Origin of the sequence: Mycobacterium sp. E2462, assembly GCF_001672685.1 — a bacterium.
Lineage (GTDB): Bacteria > Actinomycetota > Actinomycetes > Mycobacteriales > Mycobacteriaceae > Mycobacterium.
Window position 1 is genome coordinate 1 of record NZ_LZKC01000109.1, and the last position, 17,438, is coordinate 17,438.

The 17,438-nt window shown below is 67.4% G+C and carries 17 protein-coding genes and 1 pseudogene; 9 read left to right on the forward strand and 9 right to left on the reverse strand.

What is annotated here, in order from left to right; all coding sequences use genetic code 11:
- Positions 1-34 precede the first annotated feature (34 nt).
- The 3 genes from A5714_RS05180 (at position 35) to A5714_RS26960 (ending at position 2,324) form a co-directional block, all read left to right on the forward strand.
- Positions 35-538, forward strand: coding sequence for an RNA polymerase sigma factor (locus A5714_RS05180; RefSeq protein ID WP_068070866.1), 504 nt, complete (start codon positions 35-37; stop codon positions 536-538).
- A 41-nt stretch (positions 539-579) separates the two neighbouring features.
- Complete coding sequence (locus tag A5714_RS05185; RefSeq protein WP_231973823.1) at positions 580-1,155, forward strand: methylated-DNA--[protein]-cysteine S-methyltransferase; 576 nt, start codon at positions 580-582, stop codon at positions 1,153-1,155.
- Between the two features lie 551 nt (positions 1,156-1,706).
- Entirely contained in the window at positions 1,707-2,324 is a 618-nt protein-coding gene (locus A5714_RS26960) for a chitin-binding protein (RefSeq protein ID WP_082959579.1), read from the forward strand.
- Between the two features lie 396 nt (positions 2,325-2,720).
- On the opposite strand, the gene A5714_RS05190 is transcribed toward A5714_RS26960, so the two are convergent.
- From A5714_RS05190 to A5714_RS05200, 3 genes and pseudogenes are all read right to left on the reverse strand, one after another.
- A complete protein-coding gene (locus tag A5714_RS05190; RefSeq protein ID WP_231975782.1) occupies positions 2,721-3,536 on the reverse strand; it encodes an SDR family oxidoreductase in 816 nt (271 codons plus the stop codon).
- A complete protein-coding gene (locus A5714_RS05195; protein ID WP_068070864.1) occupies positions 3,491-4,303 on the reverse strand; it encodes a MerR family transcriptional regulator in 813 nt (270 codons plus the stop codon). The genes A5714_RS05190 and A5714_RS05195 overlap by 46 nt, the downstream gene beginning before the upstream one ends.
- Before the next feature lie 225 nt (positions 4,304-4,528).
- Positions 4,529-4,735: pseudogene (locus tag A5714_RS05200) on the reverse strand (helix-turn-helix domain-containing protein); the annotation flags it as partial.
- 347 nt (positions 4,736-5,082) lie between these two features.
- Here A5714_RS05200 and A5714_RS05205 point away from each other — a divergent pair.
- The 4 genes from A5714_RS05205 to A5714_RS05220 all read left to right on the forward strand — a co-directional run bounded on the left by A5714_RS05205 (position 5,083) and on the right by A5714_RS05220 (position 9,460).
- Positions 5,083-6,489 carry a TIGR00366 family protein gene (locus tag A5714_RS05205; protein WP_068283428.1) on the forward strand — a complete coding sequence of 469 codons (1,407 nt, stop codon included), beginning with the start codon at positions 5,083-5,085 and terminating at the stop codon, positions 6,487-6,489.
- Positions 6,479-8,023, forward strand: a complete 1,545-nt coding sequence (locus A5714_RS05210) for an allophanate hydrolase (protein ID WP_068283431.1) — start codon at positions 6,479-6,481, stop codon at positions 8,021-8,023. The genes A5714_RS05205 and A5714_RS05210 overlap by 11 nt, the downstream gene beginning before the upstream one ends.
- 231 nt (positions 8,024-8,254) lie before the next feature.
- Positions 8,255-8,713: an MPT63 family protein gene (locus tag A5714_RS05215; protein ID WP_068070859.1), complete on the forward strand. Its 459-nt coding sequence runs from the start codon at positions 8,255-8,257 to the stop codon at positions 8,711-8,713.
- 330 nt (positions 8,714-9,043) lie between these two features.
- Positions 9,044-9,460, forward strand: a complete 417-nt coding sequence (locus A5714_RS05220; RefSeq protein ID WP_068283435.1) for a PPOX class F420-dependent oxidoreductase — start codon at positions 9,044-9,046, stop codon at positions 9,458-9,460.
- A 118-nt stretch (positions 9,461-9,578) separates the two neighbouring features.
- Here the strand turns inward: A5714_RS05220 and A5714_RS05225 are convergent, their stop codons facing one another.
- Positions 9,579-9,821: a hypothetical protein gene (locus tag A5714_RS05225; RefSeq protein WP_068283453.1), complete on the reverse strand. Its 243-nt coding sequence runs from the start codon at positions 9,819-9,821 to the stop codon at positions 9,579-9,581.
- A 466-nt stretch (positions 9,822-10,287) separates the two neighbouring features.
- Here A5714_RS05225 and A5714_RS05230 point away from each other — a divergent pair, with 466 nt between their 5' ends.
- Complete coding sequence (locus tag A5714_RS05230; RefSeq protein ID WP_068283437.1) at positions 10,288-11,115, forward strand: DUF1906 domain-containing protein; 828 nt, start codon at positions 10,288-10,290, stop codon at positions 11,113-11,115.
- Positions 11,116-11,162: 47 nt separating this feature from the next.
- Here A5714_RS05230 and A5714_RS05235 read toward each other — a convergent pair whose 3' ends face one another.
- Together A5714_RS05235 and A5714_RS05240 are read right to left on the reverse strand one after the other, a co-directional pair.
- Positions 11,163-12,431 carry an NADH:flavin oxidoreductase gene (locus tag A5714_RS05235; protein WP_231975784.1) on the reverse strand — a complete coding sequence of 423 codons (1,269 nt, stop codon included), beginning with the start codon at positions 12,429-12,431 and terminating at the stop codon, positions 11,163-11,165.
- A gap of 10 nt (positions 12,432-12,441) precedes the next feature.
- Positions 12,442-12,927, reverse strand: a complete 486-nt coding sequence (locus tag A5714_RS05240; RefSeq protein WP_068283440.1) for a peroxiredoxin family protein — start codon at positions 12,925-12,927, stop codon at positions 12,442-12,444.
- Positions 12,928-13,420: 493 nt separating this feature from the next.
- On the opposite strand from A5714_RS05240, the gene A5714_RS05245 reads away from it, so the two are divergent.
- The gene (locus tag A5714_RS05245; RefSeq protein WP_231975786.1) at positions 13,421-13,999 is read left to right on the forward strand and encodes a TetR/AcrR family transcriptional regulator; all 579 of its coding nucleotides are present in this window, start codon (positions 13,421-13,423) and stop codon (positions 13,997-13,999) included.
- Positions 14,000-14,120: 121 nt separating this feature from the next.
- On the opposite strand, the gene A5714_RS05250 is transcribed toward A5714_RS05245, so the two are convergent.
- The 3 genes from A5714_RS05250 to A5714_RS05260 all read right to left on the reverse strand — a co-directional run.
- Positions 14,121-16,289, reverse strand: coding sequence for a xanthine dehydrogenase family protein molybdopterin-binding subunit (locus A5714_RS05250; protein WP_068283445.1), 2,169 nt, complete (start codon positions 16,287-16,289; stop codon positions 14,121-14,123).
- A complete protein-coding gene (locus A5714_RS05255) occupies positions 16,286-17,263 on the reverse strand; it encodes a xanthine dehydrogenase family protein subunit M (protein ID WP_068283448.1) in 978 nt (325 codons plus the stop codon). Before A5714_RS05255 ends, A5714_RS05250 begins: the two co-directional genes overlap by 4 nt.
- 3 nt (positions 17,264-17,266) lie before the next feature.
- A partial coding sequence (locus tag A5714_RS05260) for a 2Fe-2S iron-sulfur cluster-binding protein (protein ID WP_231975788.1) occupies positions 17,267-17,438 on the reverse strand: 172 nt, incomplete at its 5' end.

The following is a 17,438-nucleotide window of genomic DNA, read 5'->3' on the forward strand; positions in this document are numbered from 1 at the left end:
CTCACGAAAATCGCTCACTACACGTCTACACCCCGTGACAGTCAAACAGCCCTTCGAGACCATCGTCTCCGACCACGGCCGGACGGTGCTGCGGGTGTGCCGCGCCGTCCTGGGACCCGTGGACGCCGATGATGCGTGGTCGGAGACGTTCCTGTCGGCGATGACCGCCTACCCCGACCTACCCCTCGACGCCAACATCGAAGCGTGGCTGGTGACCATTGCCCACCGCAAAGCCATCGACATCACCCGAGCCCGCACCCGGCACCCGATACCAACCGACACCCTGCCCGAGGCACCCAGCGTGCCACCCACCGAACCCGACCACGATCTCGCCGCAGCGCTGGCCCGCCTGCCCACCAAGCAGAAGCACGCAGTGGCCTACCACTACCTGGCCGGGCTGCCCTACGCCCACGTCGCCGACATCCTCGGCGGCACCACCGCGGCCGCGCGGCGCTCCGCCGCCGACGGCATCGCCGCACTTAGACGCACTTACCGCCGTAACCCCGAGGACGGCACGTCCAGGAAAGGAGACACCTGATGAACGACGGCACCGACGAGCTCATCGGCGACCTGGCGCGAATGACGGACCCCACCGCCGACCAACTGACCGCGTTACACGCCCGCCTGGCGGTCGCCGCGCAAGGCGAGGGCATCCTCGACGTTGCCTACCGCGTCCTCGACAGCCCCGTAGGCCCGCTGCTGTTGGCGGCCACCGACCACGGTCTGATTCGGGTCGCCTACGCCATCGAAGGCCACGACGCCGTCCTGCAGGCGCTGGCCGATAAGGTCAGCCCCCGCATTCTGCTGGACCCCGCCCGGCTCGATGTCGTCGCCGGCCAACTCGACGAATACTTTGCCGGGCAGCGCCGCAGCTTCGACGTCCCCCTGGACTGGAGACTGTCGGCGGGGTTTCGCGCCGCGGTGCTACATCGGCTGCCCGACATCGGCTACGGCCACACCGCCAGCTATGCCGCCGTGGCCCGGCTGGCCGGCAACCCGAAGGCCGTCCGCGCGGTCGGCAGCGCCTGTGCTACCAATCCCCTACCGGTCGTCGTGCCATGTCACCGCGTGGTGCGCAGCGACGGCGCCCTAGGCGCCTACCTCGGCGGCGTTGAGGCCAAACGCACCCTGCTGAGCCTGGAAGCCGCGGCATGAGCCACATCCGAAAACACCTGTGCCCACGTGAGCAGGACGACGACCATTTTCGATCAGCGGCAATGGGACGGAGTTCAGGCCACAGAGTGCGAAAGCGTTCACTTCGAACAGGCGAATGTGGTTGTGATCGCCGGTGGCCAGAAAGTCCGTTATGCGCAACGCAACTCGCAGGGAGCGAGGTGGACTACGGCCATCACGGTGCGCACCAGGTCCCGCGGACCGCGCGAGACGGGTGTTCAGGCTGGCGACGCCCAGCGGGGTTCTTGGGCGTCTACCGCGTGACGCCGCGGCGCGCGGGACCGGATTGCGTGTGAACCGATCGTGGTGGGGCACGCGTTGCTGTTCCAGATAACGATTATCCAACGATCCGCCGGGCATGCCGATTCGGCCGACTCGGGAAAAGCGGTGCAAGAAAACGGGATTCACCGTATCTGGGTGTTCGGTCGGATAGTCGACGGTTCCGGCCGATAGCTGACCGATACATACAGTGCTTAGCCTCAATAACCGTTGGGGGCGGATGTCCGAGGAATTCTTACAGACAGGTAACGACCATGAAATTGAGACAAGTGGTCGGCGGTTTCACGCTGGCCGGCGCCGTTGGCGCGGCGGCGATGGGGGTGGGAGTCGCCGCGGCGCAAGCTGATCCGGCATCGGCGCCGCAGGCTCCAGGACCGCACGATCCGGGCGGGCCCGCCGGTCCCCCGCCCGGCGGTCCTGGGGGCCCGGGCGGGCCAGGCGGCCACGGCCCAGCCGGGCCCGGTGGGCCAGGTGGCTTCGGCGAGCATGGGCCCGGTGGGCCAGGTGGCTTCGGCGAGCGCGGGCCCGGCGGCCCGGGCGGTCCGGCCCCCCACGGGCCGGGTGGCCCCGGCCAGTTCGGCGGACCCGGCGGGCCTGGAGCCCGCGGGCCCGGTGGCCCCGGCGGTCCTGGCGGACCCTGGCACGGAGATGCCCAACGCGGCTACTTTCGCGGCGCACCCTGGGGCGATGGACCGGCGCCGTGGGGTGCGGGGGAACCGCCGAGACCGGCTTGGGGCGGGCCGATGCCCCCGCCTGGGGGCCGGTGGACGGGTGGCCCCATTAACTACTGGGGATACCAGGAAACACCCATGTGGAATCAGGGCTTCAACCAGTGGGGCTTCAACTTCTTCGGCGTCTGGATTCCACTGTAAAGAGCCTTTTGAGACGGTGCCCGCCGCTGGGCAGGAGCAGCGGGCACCGTGGCCGGGCGCATCGAAATGCGTGGCGCAGCATCGCCGCTGTCAGGACCGAAGTCTCATCGAAGGCGGCCTGCCCCGCTGGGCGAAGGACACCCAAGCAGAGTGGATCGACTTGCGCGGCAAGACATTGCGACCGGCAGCCGCAGTGTGCGCGTCAGGCGTCGTCGGAGAAGGCAACGCCGATCCATCGTCGTGTGCGCATGCGGATGAGGACCGACGAGAAGCCGTGATTTCGCCGAGCTTGCTCCGGTCCTTAAATCTGCCACCCCGATCGCGTGGTGCAGTCATGAAGACGCCGCCGTGGGATGCGGGCCGACCGGCACGGGAGGACCGCCTCGTCGTCACGACCTACACCGTCGGCACCGATCCCCCGTCCACCACCACGTCGGCGCCCACGATCGAGGATGCGGCGTCCGAGACCAAGAACGCCACCACTTCGGCGATCTCTGCGGGCTGGGCGGGGCGGCCCAAGGGGATCCCGCCGAGCGCCGCCAGCAGAGATTCCAGCGCCGATTCGCGACTGCCAGCGCCGGCCGCGGCGATCCGGTCGATCAGGGCGTCTGCCGCAGCAGTCTGGATGAATCCCGGTGACACGGTATTGACCCGAATACCCTTGGGCGCCAACTCGTTGGCGAGTCCCTTGCTGTAGGCGCGCAACGCGGCCTTGGCCGCGGCATACCCGAGCGTCCCGTCGTAGAGCGGCAACCGACTCTGAATCGATCCGATGTGTACGACGGTGCCGGCGCCGGCTTCGACCATCATCGGCAGCAGCGCTCGGTCCAGGCGGACCGCGGCCAGCAGGTTGAGGTTGAGCTCGTCGGCCCAATCCTGGTCCGTCATCGCGGCGAACCCACCCGACGGCGCAGCGGACCCGCCGGCGACGTGAACCAGCATCTGTACACCCCCGCGGTCACGGACATGGGCGGCGACGGCCCCGACGTCCGCTGCCGAGACGAGGTCGGCGGCGACGAAATCGTCGGCGGCCGCGTAATCATCCGCGGGACGATGACGGGCCACGGCGGTCACATGCGCTCCTGCCGACCGCAGCCGGGCGACGATCGCGGCCCCGGCGCCTTTTGTCCCGCCGGTCACGACGGCGCGACGGCCCTGCAGCGCGTTCACGCGTCGGCCCGAAAGACCGGCCAGCACAGCGTGGTCACCCACTGTGCTGAATCGTCGGTGTCCCAGGAGAATACGTCGTAGTACTCGCGCAACGGGCCCTCGACGCTGATCTCGTGACGGGTGGCGTACTCACCGAGTGCGCTGTAGGCGAGATCAACATCGTCGTGGGGACCACAGTGGTGTACGACCGCCAGCTCGGCAGCCGGAATCATCGCGGACCGCACTCGGCCGACTGGCCGCACCTCACCGTCGACCGGGATGAAGACTGTCGCACTGCCTCGGTCGCGGGAGAAGATGTCGAATCCGAACAACGCCCCGGGCGCGCCGGTGGGGGTCAGCCGAGTGTCCGCGGTCACCGTCCCCCGCAACTCCCCCACGGCGCCCTGCCACCACGGCAGCAATTCGTCGCGATCGACGGTTTCCTCGATCACGGCGGCGGATGCTGCTGCGACACTCCGATGTTCGACGTGTGCGGCCGGGCGCTCCAGGATGGCCCGCAGTGACTCGACGGCGCTGCGCGTGGCGGCGAGCTCAGTCTCCAGCCGTTTCAGGTGGCCGCCGATCAGTGTGTTCCGGTCGGCCGGCGCGGCACTCAGCACAGCGCGCACGTCGGCGATGGGCATGCCGAGTTCGCGAAGCCGCCGGACCACTTGGGCGGTGGCAACCTGTTCGGGTGCGTAGTACCGGTAGCTCGTGGCCGGATCGACCCGGTCCGGCTCCAACAGCCCCACCTCGTGGTAATGCCGCAGCGTCTTCACCGACAGTTGCGTCATTCGGGAGAAGTCGCCGATCGACAGTGCAGTGGTCACCGGTTCAGTGTGAAGTCTCTCCCCAGGGGAGGGTCAACACTTGTGTGCCGGCTTTGACTCGCGGGTCGGGGACGAGCCGTGGCTGACGACATGACCACGACTTCCGGGTTTGCGCGGTACTCGCCGCGCGATGTCGGCGACGTCACCGAGAGTACGCAGACCGCGAATTCACCGGCACCGTCGATCGAATAGCCTGTGCCACAAATAGATTGACGAGATCATCAACTCGCGAAACAATGCCGCCTTCGACCCGAAGAGATAGAGGACCATCGCCGGGTCCACTCGCGCATCGTCGGCAATGGCTCGCAGCGTCGTCTTGTCGTAGCCATGCACAGCAAATTGCCGCTTCGGCGCGCGAAGGACCGCGTCGCGCGATACCGGCTCCCCTTGGCGCCTGCCCCGACGCTTGATCACTTTTCCGGGCGACGGCACCCGCGAACCATATCATTTCAACGGCGTTGAAAAGGCTGGTCTACAGCTGTACGGTCCGCGATCTGCGCTCACGCGCCCCGACTCCCCCGCGCTTCGCGATCGCCAGAGTATGGACGAATTGAATGTGCAGGGTTAACAGTCGAGACCGTGCTTAGCAGCGATGAATCTCGCCACCATTGCTCGTGTTGCCTCGGCGCTCCGGTGGTGGCCGTCGCCCGTGGCTCGCGGAGGCAACGCCTATTGTCATCGTCGTCGGATCCATGGATTTCACCTGCTGGCAACCTGCCAGGCGTTGGGTTTCGTCAGGGCGACGTGACCACGACGCGGCGGAGAGATCGAGGGAGTAAATGACGACGACGCAACCAACCCGGCGGGAACGACGGGGAATCATTCAACGGTTCACCGGGCTGTGCGTCCGCTACGTCGAACGGCTTATGCCAGACCCGTACTTATTCGCGGTCATCCTCACCCTCATCGTCGTCGGGCTGGTGGCGCTGCTCGTGCGGGGCGCGACCCCGTCGGGCGTCGTCAAGGCGTGGTACGGCGGTGTCTGGGGCCCGCAGAACATCTTCACGTTCGCGTTCCAGATGGTGCTCGTCCTGGTGACGGGGTACACGCTGGCCGAGGCGCCCGTTCTGAAACGGGCGATCGTCTCCATTGCGAGCAAGCCCACCAACCAGGTTCAGGGTGCGCTGCTGTGCTTCGGCGTCAGCACCGCATTCTCGCTGCTGAACTGGGGGCTCGGCCTGGTCGGGGGTGCGCTCGTCGCGCGCCAGGTCGCCAAGCGGCTCGAGGGTGCGCACTTCGGCTATCTGATCGCGACCGGTTTCATGGGTTACCTGGTGTGGACGCAGGGCCTGTCGTCGTCCATCGCGCTCGCCAACACTGATAACTCCAGCCCCATCAATGTGATTCACAAGATCACCAATATGACGGTGCCGCTGTCGCTGACGGTCGTTCAGCCCTACAACTGGGTCGCGGTGCTCGTGGTCGTCGGTCTGCTCTCCCTCGGGATCTGGCGCATGGCCCCGTCGGAGCCTCTCGAGCCGGACCCCGCGGTCTTCGAGGAGGAGCCGCAGGTCGAGGCGCCGACCGGCAAGCGCACGCCCGCGGAGTGGTTGGAAAATCTCTGGATCCTCAACGTCCTGGTCTTCGTCGCGGGCATCGCGTATTTCGCGCTGAGCGGCTTCGCGCTCAACATCTCGTCGATGATCATGCTGTTCACCGTGACCAGCGCCCTGCTGCACGGCACGCCGATCCGCTTCATCCGGGCGTTCTCGAACGCGGCCAGAGTGTCGGGCCCGTTGCTCCTGCAGTATCCCCTGTACGGCGGGATCGTCGGTCTCCTGGGTTATCTGCCGACCGGATCCGGCAAGGCGTTGCAGACGGTGCTGGCCGAGGCCGTGGTGCGCGGCGCCGACCAGTACACGCTGCCCTTCTTCACGTTCCTCGGCTCCGTGCTGATCTCGCTGTTCGTGCCGTCCGGCGGCGGGCACTGGGCGGTGCAGGGCCCGATCGCGGTGGACTCGGCGCTGGCGGTCGGTCAACACTCGCGGGCCTACCTCGGCCTGATGTCGATGGCGGTCGCCGACGGCGAGGGCGTCGCGAACATGATCCAGCCGTTCTGGCTGCTGCCGGTGCTCGCCATCGCCAAGCTCAATGTCCGCCAGGTCATGGGATTTACGGTGATCGCCTTCCTGATCGGGTTCGCGGTATCTAGCGCGGCGATCCTGATCGCGCCTCATGTCCTCTGACTCCCCCACCTCACGCGTCGCGGCCGCCTACCGCAGGATCGCGGAGGTAGGGCGGCCCGAAATCTGGATCGCGCTGCGTGACGAGACCGACGCGCTGGCCGACGCCGCACAAGTCGAACGACGCCTCGCCGCCGGCGACGACCTGCCGCTGGCGGGACTGGTCGTCGCCGTTAAGGACAACATCGACGTCGCGGGCCTGCCGACCACCGCCGGGTGCCCCGAGTTCGCCTACCGGCCGTGCGCCACCGCCGCCGCGGTCGAGCGGCTGCAAGCCGCGGGGGCCGTCGCGCTCGGCAAGGCCAACCTCGACCAGTTCGGTACCGGCCTGGTCGGAACCCGCAGTCCCTATGGCGCCGTGCGTAACTCACGTGACCCGCAGCTGATCGCGGGCGGGTCCAGCTCCGGGCCGGCCGTCGCCGTCGCGCTGGGCATCGCGGACATCGGCGTCGGCACGGACACCGCCGGGTCGGTGCGCGTGCCGGCCGCGCTGAACGGGATCGCCGGCGTCAAGCCCACCCTGGGGATCCTTCCCACCCACGGGGTCGTCCCTGCCTGCGCCAGCTTCGACGCCGTCTCCGTGCTCGCGGCCGACGTCGGCCTCGCGGCCACAGCGGCCGCCGTGATGGCCGGACCGGACGCCCGGGATCCCCGCAGCCGCGCCTGGCCCGCCGACCTTCCGCTCGCGGCGCCCGACGCACCGCGCGTGGCCATCCCGACCGCCGCCAATCTGTCCGCCCTCAGCGATGGCTATCGGGACGCCTTCGAGCGAACCGTCATGCGCGCCGCGGAGGCGGGGCTGACCGTCGAACCGCTCGACATCTCGGTTCTGCTCGACGCGGCCCTGCTGTTGTACGACGGTGCCTTCGTCGCCGAGCGGTATGACGCGGTCGGCGACTTCCTCGACACCGCTCCCCCCGGCGCGGATCCGGTTGTGCGACAGGTCATCACGGCGGCAAGGTCCGTCACCGGCGTGGCGTTCGCCGCGGACCTGAACGCGCTGGCGTGTGCGCGTTCGGCGGGTGCGCGACTGCTGGCAGGGTTCGACGGGTTGTTGCTGCCCACCACCACCGAGCACCCCACCCTCGACGAGGTGCGCGCCGATCCCCACGCGATCAACCGGCGGCTCGGGACGTACACCAACTTCTGCAACCTCCTCGACATGGCCGCGGTCGCCGTCCCGGGCGAGCCGACGGTGCGCGGGACCCCGTTCGGGGTGACGGTCGTCGTCCCGGCCTTCCACGACCAGGTCGCCGTCGACCTCGCTGCGCGGCTGAGCGGTGTCGCACCGGCGCTGCTGGTGGACAAGGGATGCGAAGTGGTGGTGTTCGACCTCGAGAACTTCCCCCGGCTCGAACAGTTCGGTGGCCGTCACCTTGGGCCGGTGCACACCGCCCTGCGGCGCGGCGAGTTGTTCCGGATCTCCGAGGCCGGACTCGGCCGCCTGGCGGCGGTGCTGCCGACCCACTCCAGGATGGCCGGCATGGAGATTGCGGACGGGCGCCGCGTCGTCGGGCTGATCGCCGAGGCTCAGTAATCCGGCATTCAGAACAATGTCGCACCGAGAATGATTTCGTCGCCCGGTGCGCGTGATCGATGGCGCGCTCGGGCGCCTGCATTCGAGCATTCGAATATCGAGTTAAAAATGCGCCTTCGTTGAACGGTGCGCGAGCCAAGTTGGGTTTTGAAATGCCGTCCTTTGGATAGAACTCAAGTTGTAGTCAGCTGCCGCTCTCGGACGGCCAGCGCATCACGAAGGGAGCTCACCGTGGCGTTCTCACACATCGCATGGAAAACGACGGCCGCGACAGCCGTACTGGCGGCGGCCGCAATCGTGCCGGCGGCGCCGGCTTTCGCCGACCCGCAAGTGCTGCAATTCGGCCAGATGGCAGAGATCTCGAGCCTGGGCGGCACGATCGACTACACCGTGAGCAACTTGCAACCCAGCGGCCACAACGACGGCGTGTGGTACTCCGACGTCACGGCCAAAGGTGTGAGCGGGAACGCGACTCCCAACATCGCCGACTTCAACGCCCGGGCCGTCAACAGCTCCACGTTCGCGGTGTTGAAGGGTAACCAAACCGACGGCCTCCCTGAGGGTCCACTTCCCTTGGGCACCCCCGTGACCGGGCGCCTTTACTTCGATGTCCGTAACGGGACGAGCCCCGACAGCGTCGTCTACCGGGACGCCGGAGGGTCGGACAAGGTGGTGTGGAAGGCCCCCTAATTCGCCGCATCCCCACTTTCTCCGGGAATCAATTAGCACCTGGTAAGGGCGGCACCTTGCCGTAGGTGAACCGCCACTAAATTCGCCTCGCCAGTGTCAATAATTGCGCTGGATCGGTAGCCGCCGGTCAAAGCGGCTACCCACGTTGGGGGCCGAGTCCTGGTCGCGCTCGCTGAAACAACTGCGCGCCGCCCCGCCCGTCTGGTGCGCCAGGTAGCCCGGCCGCGGCGAGCGCAGGTGGCTCGGCAAGTATGGGCAACGGAGGAATGCCGGTGGCAGGCACGAAGCGCTGCTGGACCTCAACGGCCTGACGCGAAGGAGAACGCGACAATGTCAGCACAGATATTGACCGATGCTGAAAAAGCGATGCTGGCGAAACCCAATCCGTCCGTTATCAGCACGATCCGCAGTGACGGACAACCGGTCTCGGCCGCAACGTGGTACCTGGTGCGCGACGACCACATCCTGGTCAACATGGACACCGGCCGAAAGCGGTTGCAGCACATACGGAAAAACCCGAAGGTGTCGCTCACCGTGCTCGACGAAGCCGACTGGTACACCCACATCACCCTCATCGGCCGGGTCGTCGATATCTATGACGACGAAGGCATGGCCGATATCGATGCGGTGTCTCGGCACTATCGGGGACAGCCCTACCCGCGCCGAGATCGGGCACGCGTCAGCGCTCTGATTGAGATTGACCGAGTCCATGGCTGGGGTGCGTACAAAAACAACGACCAGGCTTGAGTCGGCGGTCGATGCCCGGCCGCGGCCAAGGATGCTGGGTGGTCCATCGAGCACGCGCTGCTATCTAGTCGCTCAGGACTGAGCGAGTAACCCGATCCCCGGGCGAAAGGGCCGGCGGCTAACCCATAGTCAGGATTGCGCTCGCGGCGACGCCGATCACCGCCATGAGCGCTACCAATATGACCGTGATCGCCGCACGCAAGATCTCTTCTTCCGTGGCTCGCCAGCGCGGCTGGACGTCGGTGGCCGTGGCCCCTCGACCTGCGACCGCGTTCAACATCGCGACCGCCAGCGTGACGTCGTCATGTGCCTGGGCCGGGTCGTTCTCGACGGTCTCGCGCGCGGCGATTGCGGTCGTCATACCAGCCCCCTTGGCTTCCGAGATGCCGAACAACGTCGAGTCGATCGTTCGAATCCCATGATAAGAGCGCGCATATCACGGTTGCGGTAACGATTTCTAACGGTCACAGCACATTGTGCTTTCCGGTTGGCCACGGGATCAGCCGGGCGGCGTGTCTGCGGAGTCCCCTGCTCGTCGCCCGGCTTCCGCGATGTCGTTGCGCCACAGGGTGGTACGGGTTACCACGGCGATCGCTGGTCTGAATGTACCCACGGTTGCTGCCGCGACGTGCGTCATTGTGCGCATATTCGGGCGCTCGTTGGCCGCACTTGCCACCCCCGCGGGGATGACTTCTGCGACAGCTGAATGCCGATCGCGCCGCGGGCGTCGAGCCGCGGTCACCGCTGGGTATCCATTTGCAAACGCAACGGAGTTCAAGGCAGCCAAGGGGTTCCAGTAATCGAAGTCACATCGTTAACATCGCGCGATGCACACTTCGCCCCCGGCGGCCAGCCATGGGCTACGGCGTACGATTTCCCGGCGCGACGCGTTGCGCTACGCCACCGCGTTGGCCGGTGTGGGCGCCGCCGCTGTGGCCTGTGGCATGCCCACGGCGACCGCTGCCCCACCCCGGCTGATCGACTTCGCCGCGCGTCAAATTCCGGCGCAAGCCATCCGGGCCGCAGGCTATAGCGGGGTCATCAACTACGTTTCCACGTCTCGCCCCGGCGCGTCATTCGGTGCCAAGCCCATCACGCGGTCCTACGCCGAGTCACTGGCGGCCGCGGGCTTGGTGATCGTCAGCAATTACCAATACGGCAAGCCAGGTGCGTCGGCGCCGTCGGACTTCACGCGAGGCTACGCCGGTGGCGTCGCGGACGCGCGCACCGCCTGGCAACTGCACACCGCCGCGGGGGGCGGGCAGAGCGCGCCAATCTTCTTCACCATCGACGAGGACATCAACCGCGATACCTGGAATCGTGTTGCACTGCAATGGTTTCGCGGGATCAACTCGGTCCTCGGAGTCCAGCGCACCGGGGTATACGGAGGCATCAACGTCTGCCAGTGGGCCGCCGCCGACGGTGTTATCGGCTCGTCGAGCACGGCCGGCCGGCGGTGGGCTTGGCAAACTCGCGCCTGGTCGGGCAACCAGGTAGACCCTGCCGCCGTTCTCTACCAGCGCATCGTCAGTACCGCTTCCAATCCCGGTCCGCTTGTCGGCGGACTCGCCGTCGATGTCAACGACGTTCTGGCCCCGGATTGCGGCCAGTGGAACCTGCATGGCGGTAGCGGTCCGAACGCCAACCAGCTCTAGGCGGCGCGTTCGCGCGGACGGTGTGCGGCGCGCCCGACAGGTGGCCTTCACGATTGTTGCGGGCCGGCGACTTCCCAATCTTTGACGGTCGCGACGGGTCCGAACAGGTCGGCGGGCAGGTCGGGCGACAGCGGTTGACCCGTTCGCACGCGGCGTGGCCAATCGCGGTTGGCCAGGGCTGGCTTGGCGAGTGTGACGACGTCGGCGGTGCCGGAGCCGACGATCGCGGCGGCGTCGGCAGGGTCGTCGAGGTGCCCGTTGGCGATGATCGTCAGGCCGCTGTATCGCTTGGCCAACGCGGCCAACGGTGCGCTGTCGTTGTCGAATGCCGGTGCCAGAGCCCGATATTCGGTGGTGTGAACGTAGTCGATGCCGGTGTTGGCCAGCGCGGTGAATATGGTGGCAGCGTCATCCTCGCGGCCCGCCCAGCGGTGCCCGTTATCCGACACCTTGCCTTGCGAAATCCGAACACCGACCGCGACGTCTTGACCGACCGCCGCGGCGACGTCACCGCAAACCTCGGTGATGAGCCGGACGCGGTTGGCGACGCTGCCCCCGTAGGCGTCGGTGCGGGTGTTCATGTAGTCGGTGAGGAACGCGTCGAGCAAGTACCCGTTGGCGCCATGGATCTCCACACCATCGAACCCCGCGTCGCGCGCCAACCGGGCGGCACTGACGAAAGCCGCTCGGACCTGATCGATGTGCTGAGCGGTCATCACTTCAGGAATTGGAAACGGGCCCGAACCTCGGTACATGGCCAGCTGTTCGCCCTTGGGCCGCACTGCCGAAGGCCCCCACGTCGTCGCGGTGCGGGGGTTGCCTTGTGACTGGCTGCCGGCATGCATCAGTTGGGCAAAGAACTTCCCGCCAGCGGCATGCACGCCGGCGACAACTGGTTCCCACGCGGCGACATGCGTGTTGTTCGCGATGCCCGGTTGGAAGAGGTAGCCCTGGCTGGTCTGGCCGTCGATGTACAGACCTTCGGTGATCAATAGGGCGAATCCGCCGTCGGCGAAAACTCGGTAATACCGGCCGATTCGATCGGTGGCGAGACCGTCGGCGGTTGCGCTCACTCGCGTCATCGGTGCCAATGCGATGCGGTTGGACAGGTCAACCCTGCCGATGGATGTCGCCTCGAAAAGGGCCTGAAACCGGGAAGGCTCTGAATGCGACATCGAATTCATTGTGGTCGCCGACTGGGATTGGCGAGCGGAAACGGGCGTCCTGGGCGGCTCGGTTACCGACATGCGTTGGGCCCCTGCGCACTGTCCCCCGGCGTGGTGCGCGCCGGCGCGGGCCGCGGCGAGCCACTGCATGCTAGCCGGCTCATCGGGCGTCCGGATGCTCGCTCAGATAGCGAAGGAAGCCGACCACATCGTCGACCACCAAACGGCCAATGGCGCCGCTGGAGTATACGGCGAGCCGCACCGTCCCGTCGGGTGCCAGGATGAATCCGGTCGATTGCAGATAGTGCGGGTTGTCGTTGACGTAGGCACCCGTCATCGCGGCGACCTTGTCGGCATCGGCACTGTGGCCGACCGGGAAGCGCAGGCCGCGCTTGGCGACAAGCGCGGCGGACGTTTCCTCATCGTCGACCGAGAGGGCGACAACTTTCGCATTGACCTCGCTCAGCGCGTCACTGCCACGGGAGAAGGCGCTGAGTTGGGCGTTGCAGTACGGACACCAGGACCCGCGATAGATCAGGACCACCCCATAGGAGCCGGCGAGGTCGCCGGGCAGGGAGATCGTGCCGCCGCCGACGGCGGGAACGTCGAGCGGGGGGAACGGCTGGCCAAAGTGCAGTCGCGACATCGGCGTCCTCTTCCACGGCGGTTCGGTGACTTGTACCCGGTCATCATGATGAGACCAAACTGGACTGGCAATCCCAGTTCGGGCGTGCCGCGGCCGTGGCGTCACACGCGGGGTGGGACGGAGCCGACCTGTCGGGCATGGCCCCGATCGGGATGCGTTTTCGTTCATCCCCGCGCGCCGCACGGCAACGCCGGGCCGACCAACCTTGGCTTCGGCGTCAAATAATCGCTCGCGTCAGGGATTTCGCGTGATACCTCGATAGGGTCACAAAAACTGCGTTCGCCCGGCCGCGACGCGATCGTTGTCCTCGACTGTGGCCGTCACTTGTCTCGGCGCGGACGGGCTGCGACGCCGGTCACGGGTTTGCCCGCCCCTAGGCGTGACGAATCTGGATTGACAGGTCCAATTCCGATAGGTTTCGGCGGTGGCGTCTAGAGATGACCGGCCTTCCGCCCAGCTGACGGCGCGCGGCGCCGCCACCAAGGCTCGCATCGTGGCCGCCGCGGCCGCCCTGATCCGGGAACACGGCGTTGCGGGCACGAGCCTGGAGTCGGTCATGACCGCCACCGCCACCAGCAGGTCCCAGCTGTATCACTACTTCGCCAATAAGGACGCCTTGGTCGGCGAGGTCATCAAGTCGCAATTGGGCGCCGTGATCGCCGCCCAGGAGCCGATGCTCAGTCAGCTTTCGTCATGGGATGGGCTGCAGCGCTGGTGTGATCATCTGATCACGATGGTCCGCGAGACGCAGGGTATTGGCGGCTGTCCCCTCGGCTCGCTCGTCGGCGAACTGGCCGACCGCTCCGAGTCCGCGCGACGCGAGCTCGAGCGTTCGTTCGCGGCATGGCAAGCGTATTTGTCCACCGGCTTCGCGGCCATGCGCGACAACGGTGAGTTCGCCGCAGAGCCCGACGTGGACGAACTCGCCTTGACCATGATGACCGCGCTCCAGGGTGGCCTGCTCATGGCGCAGACCACGCGCAGCGCCCGCCCACTCGAACTCGCTCTCGACATGGCGCTCGGACACGTGGCCGGGTACCGGGGCGGCTCGAGTCAACAGGCACGACGCTGACATCGGTTCTGTTAAGAGGACTTTCGCGTCTACCACGGTGAGCGGTGGCCATGGGTGTCCGGGCGCCGGCGCACATCGCTCCACGTGCACACCGCGACCCTCGGGCCGCGACGCGGCACGTTCACAGCAGCTTGTCGACGGTGATGGGCAGGTCGGTGACGCGCTTGCCGGTGGCGTTGAACACCGCGTTGGCGATCGCGGCCGGTACGCCGACGATCACCAGTTCACCTAGACCTTTCACCCCGATCGGATCGGCGATGGTGTCCTCGGCGGGCAAAAAGGACGCGTCCAGGGCCGCGATGTCGGCATTGACCGGGACCAGGTAATCGGCCAGGTTGGCGTTGACGATCCGCCCGTCGCGGTCGTCCAGCAAGGTGGCCTCCAGTAACGCCATCCCGATCCCGCCCACCATGCCGCCAATGGCCTGGCTGTGTGCGAGCTTCGGGTTGATCACGCGGCCCGCGTCATAACACGCGTAAACCCTCCTGATCCGCACCACGGGCAGTTCCGGGTCCACCGCCACTTCGGCGAACACCGCGCCGTAGGCGTATATCGAATAACGCTTGTCGGCGTCATCGGGAGTCCATGTCTGTTCGGATTCCGCTGTGCGCCAGCCCCTGCGCCGTAGCAGGTCATGGTACGACTCACCCCGGTCGGGGGCCGCGCTCGACGACATGAATCCGTCGACGACGTTGACGGCGGCCGGGCTCAACCCGTGCAGGGGCGACTGCGGATCCGTGACAGCGATCCGAATCAGCTTGTCACGCAACATCGTGGCGGCAGTGTGGACGGCCGAGCCGACACTGGCCATGGTGCGTGATCCCGAGTGCGACGGCGCCGGCGGCAGCGTGCTGTCGCCCAGGCTGAACCGCACGCGGTGCAGCGGCAAGCCCAGCGCGTCGGCGCCCACCTGCGTCATCGATGTGTAGGTGCCGGGTCCCATATCGCTGGTGGCGCTGGCGATTTCGGCGGTGCCGTCGGCGAGTAGGGTCGCCCGCGCTGCGCATTCGGAGCGCTGGGTGTGGTAGGCGGCCGCGGCTACGCCGAGACCGACGAGTACATCACCGTCGCGGGTGGCGCCGGGCGTCGGGTTGCGCCGTGACCAGCCAAAGGTTGCGGAACCTGCCCGCAGGCAGTCACCGAGCCGACGGGTGGAGAACGGTGCGCCGCTGGTCTGGTCGACGTCGGGCTCGTTGCGCAGCCTCAGCTCGATCGGATCCATCCGCAGCCGGTGCGCGAGATCGTCCATCGCGGATTCCAGCGCGAACGTCCCGGTGACCGCGCCGGGGCCTCGCATGTAAGTGGGCAGATTGACATCCAGTGGCACCACGCGATACGTCGACCGCACGTCAGGGACGCGATACATGAATCGCGGGTTACCGACCAATCCGTCTTCGTAGATGCCGTAGCGGGCCGTCTCCGTGCGCCCTTCGTGCACAAGCGCGGTGAGTTGCCCCGACTGCTCGGCGCCCAACGCCAGCCGCTGCCGGCTGGTCGGCCGGTATCCAATGCCGCTGTACATCTGCTTGCGCGACAACACCAGCTTGACGGGTCGTCCCACCCGGCGGGCCGCGTAAGCGGCCAGTATTTGGTGCGGCCAGGTCTGGCCGGCGCTGCCGAACGCGCCGCCGACAAACGGCGAGATCACTCGGACGTGGTCGGCGGTGATACCCAGCGCGGTGGCGTAGGCCTGCCGTGCCGAACCGATACTTTGCACCTTGTCCCACACCGTCAGCCGATCGTCATCCCACCGGGCGATCGTGGCGGGCAGTTCCATCGGGTTGTGGTTGTTGCGGGCGATCGCGAACTGCAAGTCGGTGACCACCGGTGCGCGTCGCAGCGCGGCCTCGGCATCCCCGCGCGAATAGTCACGATTGGTGTGCCCGGGCTGGGGCAGCGCTCGGGGCGCGTCGATGGCGACCTGCACCGGCGGGCTGGAGTAGCGGACTTCCACCAAAGATGCCGCGTGCGACGCGGTTTCGGCGGTGGCGGCGATCACGACAGCGACGGGCTGACCGAAGAATGCCGCCCGCGCCGGGTCGAACGGCAATCGCAGACCGAGGAATTCGGTGAGCACGGCGATGACGCCCGCCGCGCGGCGTGCCTGCTCCCCACTCACCTGCACTGAGGCGCCGCCGGCCGCGGCGCTGCACACCAACGCCGCGTAGGTAAGGTCCGCGATGGGGTTGTCGGCGGCGTATGTGGCCTTCCCGGTGACCTTGAGCTGACCGTCGACCCGGGTGACGGGTTGGCCGGTGACCGGCAATGCGGCCGGCAGCGGGCCCGTCATGGCAGCGCCGCCACCGCGGACAGCTGCCGCGCGACGGTGCGCTTGAGAAGCTCAACTTTGAAGCCGTTGTCACGCAACGGAGTTGCGCCGTCCGCGGCCAGCGCTGCCGCCTCGGTGAAGGCGGCTGCGTCGGGCTTGCGACCCCGCAGAGCCGCCTCCACCGCGGGTAGTCGCCACGGCACGGTCCCTACTCCCCCGACGGCCACCCGGGCGGAGCGAATGACCCCGGCGTCGATGTCGAGCGCCACCGCGGCCGAGGACAAGGCGAACTCATAGGACTGCCGATCCCGCACCTTCAGGTAGCCACAGCGCCGGACCTCGGAGCCCAGCGGAACCTCGATGCCGACGATCAACTCGCCGGGGCGCAAGGTGAATTCGCGATGCGGGCTGTCGGCGGGTGGGCGGAACAGTTCGGCCACCGGGATCCGCCGCTCACCGGTGGTGTCGCGGGCCACGACCACCGCATCGAGCGCCCGCAGCGCCACCGCCAGGTCCGACGGGTGCGTCGCCACGCAGGCGCCACTGGTGCCAAGGATCGCGTGGGTGCGGTTGCGCCCGTCGATCGCCCCGCAGCCCGCACCTGGCGTGCGCCGATTACAGGGCGCGGACACGTCGCGGAAGTACAGACAGCGGGTGCGCTGCAACAAGTTACCGCCGATGCTGGCCATGTTGCGCAGCTGCGCCGAGGCGCTCAACTCCAATGCCTCGGTGATCATCGGGACCCGTTGGCGCACCGCGGGGTGGGCGGCCAGATCCGCCATCCGCACCAACGATCCCACCCGCAGCAGCGTCGGGCCCACCTCAATGCCGGTGTACGGCAATGCGTTGATGTCAATCAACGCCTTCGGCCGTTCCACCGTCTCGCGCATCAAGTCGACCAGCGTGGTGCCGCCGGCGAGGTAACGGGCACCGGCCGCGCCTGCGCGCAGCGCCGCTTGCTCGTCGGTGGCCTTGCTGTAGGCGAACGTCTGCACGGGCTAGACTTTCCGCGCCGCCGCCGCCACGGCGTTGACGATGTTCGTGTAGGCGCCGCAGCGACAGATATTGCCGCTCATCCATTCTCGGATCTCCGCCGCCGACCCGGTGTGTCCTTCGGCGATGCAGGCCACCCCGGACATGATCTGGCCGGGCGTGCAGTAGCCGCATTGG

What these genes read in the sequence shown, in the direction of transcription:
- A5714_RS05240 (WP_068283440.1), bottom strand. Translation starts at nt 12,927, where the DNA reads ATGTCGCGACTGCACTTTGGCCAGCCGTTCCCCCCGCTCGACGTTCCC.
- A5714_RS05225 (WP_068283453.1), bottom strand. Translation starts at nt 9,821, where the DNA reads ATGACGACCGCAATCGCCGCGCGCGAGACCGTCGAGAACGACCCGGCC.
- A5714_RS05235 (WP_231975784.1), bottom strand. Translation starts at nt 12,431, where the DNA reads ATGCAGTGGCTCGCCGCGGCCCGCGCCGGCGCGCACCACGCCGGGGGA.
- A5714_RS05205 (WP_068283428.1), top strand. Translation starts at nt 5,083, where the DNA reads ATGACGACGACGCAACCAACCCGGCGGGAACGACGGGGAATCATTCAA.
- A5714_RS05210 (WP_068283431.1), top strand. Translation starts at nt 6,479, where the DNA reads ATGTCCTCTGACTCCCCCACCTCACGCGTCGCGGCCGCCTACCGCAGG.
- A5714_RS05250 (WP_068283445.1), bottom strand. Translation starts at nt 16,289, where the DNA reads ATGACGGGCCCGCTGCCGGCCGCATTGCCGGTCACCGGCCAACCCGTC.
- A5714_RS26960 (WP_082959579.1), top strand. Translation starts at nt 1,707, where the DNA reads ATGAAATTGAGACAAGTGGTCGGCGGTTTCACGCTGGCCGGCGCCGTT.
- A5714_RS05220 (WP_068283435.1), top strand. Translation starts at nt 9,044, where the DNA reads ATGTCAGCACAGATATTGACCGATGCTGAAAAAGCGATGCTGGCGAAA.
- A5714_RS05230 (WP_068283437.1), top strand. Translation starts at nt 10,288, where the DNA reads ATGCACACTTCGCCCCCGGCGGCCAGCCATGGGCTACGGCGTACGATT.
- A5714_RS05185 (WP_231973823.1), top strand. Translation starts at nt 580, where the DNA reads ATGACGGACCCCACCGCCGACCAACTGACCGCGTTACACGCCCGCCTG.